Raw genomic sequence first — 4,416 nt, forward strand, 5'->3', positions numbered from 1 at the left:
TGATGGGTCTCGTTGGTTTCTTTCTCGTCATCGCCGCCCTTATCCTGGGTATGGAAGGAATGAAGGCATTGAGACGATACAGGACGATAATAAAAACCCAGGCTGCAGCGGCAGCGAAAGCATAATAGCGAATCTTTGGCCTCAGGCAACACAGGTTTATAACCTGTTGCCTGAGGCCTGTAACCTTTAACAAGAAAAGTTCAAGGAGAAAGGTAATATGTCAGAAGAAAAGAAAAAAGGTGGTTTTTTCAGTGCAGTGAAAGAATTTGTATATGGCGTTGCGGCACATGACTCGGCGCGTTTTGCCCTCAAGTCACGGGCGAGCATGGAACACCTCTTTATCCTCATTACCATGGGTGATATGCTCGGGGTACCGATCCTCCCGCCTTATTACTCTTTGCGCCTCTTACCCTATGTTGTTCCTCAGATCTCAACATGGAAGCGGAGGATGCTGAAAGAAAAAGACTTAACAGACGGATTGGCTTAATGCACCTGAATTTCAAATTTCAAATTTGAAATTTGAAATTCTAAGATAAAGAAGTGCTGTGAAATTTGAAATTTGAAATTTGAAATTCTAAGATAAAGAAGTGCTGTGAAATTTGAAATTTGAAATTTGAAATTCTAACAAGGGGGTGGTTCCCATTTCATTAGTAAAAATTTTTGATGAATTTCCGGAACGGCGTTACATTATGTTCGGTGGGAAAGGCGGACTCGGTAAAACAACCTTTTCTGCGGCTACTGCCTACTATCTCGCGAAACAGGGAAAACGTGTTCTCGTTTTTTCCGTAGACCCGCAGGCATCTCTGAGCGATATATTCAAAAAGGATATATTCGGAAAAGGACCGACAGAGATCATGCCGAATCTCTATGCCCAGGAGATCGATGCTGACCGCAGGGTCAGGGAATACCAGCAGGAGATACGAAAAAAGATCATCGACATGTACGGCATGGACAAAATCCCTGACGAGATCGAGAGCTATATCCAGGCAGCTGCAGCGGAGCCTGCAATGGAAGAGAGCGCCATCTTTGATGAGGTCGTCGACATCGTTGTCCATGGCGGGTACGATTACTATATCTATGACCTCGTACCTTTAGGCCACGCGCTGTATTACCTGAGCATGGCATCGGTATACGATGAATGGATAGACAAGATCACCAATCTCCGCCAGCAGATGCGTGAATATGACCAGGTCGCGGCCGTCATACGCCGTGACAAGGAGCTCGACGAGGATGCGATCCTCAATGAGCTTCTCTACATCAAGGAACGGATCAATAAATCGTCAGGCATCCTGACAGACAAAGAAAAGACCGCCTTTTTCTTCGTTTTAACACCGGAACAAATGATAATCAATGATACGCTTAAGGCAGCGGAGCTCTTTGCGAAATTCGATGTCCCGCTGAGCGGATATATTATTAACCGTGTTCTGCCTCCCGAGCTGAAGACCCAAAAGATACCGGAGTATCTCAAAAACCGGCTTATTATGCAGGATAAGTACCTTAAGGTCATTGATGAGGTTTTCAAAGATCAGATACTCGCCTCTGTTCCGGAAATGGAACGGGATGTTACCGGTCTTGGTATGATCGAAAAGCTCGCAGATAAGATGTTTTTTTGAGGTCATTCTCATAAACAAGGAGTCTCACATGGACCAAATCACAATTAGCATGACAAAATACATGAACGATCACCCGAATCTCAAATATATCTTTTTCGGGGGAAAAGGGGGTGTCGGCAAGACTGTTATGGCCGGCACAGCAGCGTTATGGTCTGCCAAGCAGGGCAAGAGGACCCTCCTCGCTTCCACAAACCCTGTCCACAGCCTTTCTAACCTCTTTGAAAAGGATGTCTTTGGAAAGGCGGCTGTTGTCTGTGACGATGACAGGTGTTTCGCCTTTGAGATCGATACAAAGGATACGATAGAGCGGTCAAAACAAGAGATCCGCGAGAAGATAAACTGGTTTCTCAGGTTTGCCGACCTTACAACAAAGGCAGATGACTTTGTAGAGTCGGCAACGATGAACCCGGCTTTTGAAGAATCCGCCATGTTCGAGAACATGACAGACATCATGTTCGAAGATAAATATGATTTCTATGTATTCGATACAGCCCCAACAGCAAACGCAAGAAGACTCCTCGGCATGTCAAAGGTCTATTCTCTCTGGGTAGAAAAGATGCTGAAGAGCAGGGAAGAGGCCAAATCGCTCAGGGAGATGCTCTCATTTTCCAAGAAGAACGAGGCAGACCCTCTCATGGACTACCTTATTGGCTTCAAAGACAGGATGGCAAAGGCACAGAGCCTTCTCACCAATGACCAGCTTACGGCATTCTTCTTCGCAACACTGCCGGAAAGCCTTCCCATCGCTGTTATCACGAGGTTTATCAACTGGTTCTATGAATTCGGCATCCCCGTCGGCGGTGTCGTTGTGAACGGTATCATCCAGAAAGACCAGGTCAGCAAAGACGCGTCCGAATTTGTTCTCAACAGGGTCAAGATGCAGGATGAACACATGGAAGAGATCTGGCAGATCTTCGGCGACAGGGTGAGGGCCGTGATACCGCTTTTCGAGACTGAGGTAAAAGGCAACAAGATGATCAACCGCATGGTCGATCATCTCTTTGCATAGCAGAGAGCGGAGAGCTTAGAGCAGAGAGCGGAGAGCTTAGAGCAGAGAGCAAAAAATAGGTCTTATAGGACTATTGGACCTATTAAATGCACGGCTAAATGCACGGCGGCTTTTTTACCGGGATGCCGTTTTCGTCCCATTCTCTGAGCCTGTAATAATCGTCTTTTAATTTCTCAAGGTCCTCACGTGTGATGACGCTGTTCTTCGATCCGATGGGCTCCTCGAAAAAACGCCTCGGTAACGTATCATCCGCCCTTGTAACCCCTTCCCGCATATTGAAGATACGCGTTGCAGTCTGGATATTCGACGCAATCCTTCTTAGCTGATCCTTTGTAAGACCCATGCCTGTTGTCATCCCTACCATCTCCAGGAGTTCCTTCCACTGATAAATGTCGCGGTAAAACCTGCACATGATAAGGGCATCATGGACAATCAGCCTGTCTTCGAAATCAAGAAACATCTCCGCCTTGCCTTCTATCTGATCGGCGGGTATCATCCCTGAGGCCTCTGCCCTGAAAAAGGTGGAACGGATGTGGCACCCTCCCCTGTCGGACGTAGCGTAGGCAAGTCCCATACCTTTAAATATCCTCGGATCATATCCGCCCGGCTCCATCCCTTTTACATGGATCGCGAAATCCTCAAGGCCCCATTCTTTCGCCGCATGGCGCACACCCTCTGCCAGAACAGCCCCTATACCTTCTTTCCGGGCTATTTTATGAAATAGCGATGCAATGCCTTCAGCGTCTCCGTAGTCAAGCTTCCCGGTGATCTTCCCTTTCCGTAATGCCTCTATTGTAAAAGCTGCAAGGTTGCCTGCCGTAATGGTATCAATGCCGAGCCTGTCGCATATGTCGTTGAGGTAGATGATCTCTCCGAGGTCTTTGATGAGGCAAAGCCCGCCGATGGCATAGATTGTCTCGTACTCAGGACCATCAATGGTGAGCCCCTTATATTTTCCTTCTGTTACAGTCGTTAATCTGCCGCAGGCAAGAAAACATCTGTTGCAGGCCCTTCGCTTCACGGAAAATTTTGTGTGGAGCGTTTCAGCGCTGATATTCTTCCAGCCCTCCATGACACCTTCTGACCAGTACCGCGTCGGAAATGCTTCAGCGTTATTGACAGCAGAAACGAGGCCCGGCGTGCCGAAGATCTTATACGGTTGGGCATAGGGATGGATCTTCCCCTTCTTTGTCCATTCCTTCCGGAAACCTTCGACAGTTTCCCCTTGGGCGACCTCCCGCCTTTTCGTTCCGTGGAACGCAAGACCTTTCACCTTTTTCGAGCCGAGAACCGCCCCCACACCCGTTCTTCCGGCGCACCGCCAGTAGTCATTCACCACCGATGCGAACCTCACAAGGTTCTCCCCGGCAGGGCCTATAACAAGCACCCCTGCGTCTTTTCTCTTCACCTTTTCCGTGATCAGATCCTGCGCCCGGTATGAATCTAATCCCCATATATCCGAGGCGTCATGGAAGAAAACCTTCTCTTCGTCTATCTCCAGGAAAACAGGCCCGACGGACGCCCCTTCGAGGATTATCGCATCATGGCCGGTCCTGCTTATCGGCTCCGTTACTCTGCCGCCGGAATAGGACTCCGAGAAGATACCGGTCAGGGGGGCCTTTGTAAAGACACCATACCTGCTCGATCCCCAGATATTCGTATCGCTGATCGGACCCAGGGTAATGATAAATGGATTTTCCGGTGAGAAAGCGTCTATCCCTGGTCTGCACCTTTTCAGGAGCAGGTAAACACCAAGGCCTTTGCCGCCAAGGTAGTTCTCAAAGACCTCATCGG

4 protein-coding genes are annotated in these 4,416 nt (G+C 48.5%); 3 read left to right on the forward strand and 1 reads right to left on the reverse strand.

Annotated features, from left to right (window positions below):
* Positions 1–217 precede the first annotated feature (217 nt).
* The 3 genes from PHU49_15000 to PHU49_15010 all read left to right on the forward strand — a co-directional run bounded on the left by PHU49_15000 (position 218) and on the right by PHU49_15010 (position 2,622).
* Positions 218–487 carry a hypothetical protein gene (locus PHU49_15000; protein MDD5245315.1) on the forward strand — a complete coding sequence of 90 codons (270 nt, stop codon included), beginning with the start codon at positions 218–220 and terminating at the stop codon, positions 485–487.
* 202 nt (positions 488–689) lie between these two features.
* Positions 690–1,613, forward strand: a complete 924-nt coding sequence (locus tag PHU49_15005; protein MDD5245316.1) for a TRC40/GET3/ArsA family transport-energizing ATPase — start codon at positions 690–692, stop codon at positions 1,611–1,613.
* Between the two features lie 28 nt (positions 1,614–1,641).
* A complete protein-coding gene (locus PHU49_15010; protein MDD5245317.1) occupies positions 1,642–2,622 on the forward strand; it encodes a TRC40/GET3/ArsA family transport-energizing ATPase in 981 nt (326 codons plus the stop codon).
* Positions 2,623–2,716: 94 nt separating this feature from the next.
* Here the strand turns inward: PHU49_15010 and PHU49_15015 are convergent.
* The coding region (locus PHU49_15015) for an aldehyde ferredoxin oxidoreductase family protein (GenBank protein MDD5245318.1) at positions 2,717–4,416 on the reverse strand (1,700 nt) is incomplete at its 5' end.

Source organism: Syntrophorhabdaceae bacterium, from assembly GCA_028713955.1.
Taxonomy (GTDB): Bacteria; Desulfobacterota; Syntrophorhabdia; order Syntrophorhabdales; family Syntrophorhabdaceae; genus UBA5609.

Excerpts from the sequence above, each read along its gene's own strand:
- PHU49_15000 (MDD5245315.1), top strand. The coding sequence starts at position 218 with ATGTCAGAAGAAAAGAAAAAAGGTGGTTTTTTCAGTGCAGTGAAAGAA.
- PHU49_15005 (MDD5245316.1), top strand. The coding sequence starts at position 690 with ATGTTCGGTGGGAAAGGCGGACTCGGTAAAACAACCTTTTCTGCGGCT.
- PHU49_15010 (MDD5245317.1), top strand. The coding sequence starts at position 1,642 with ATGGACCAAATCACAATTAGCATGACAAAATACATGAACGATCACCCG.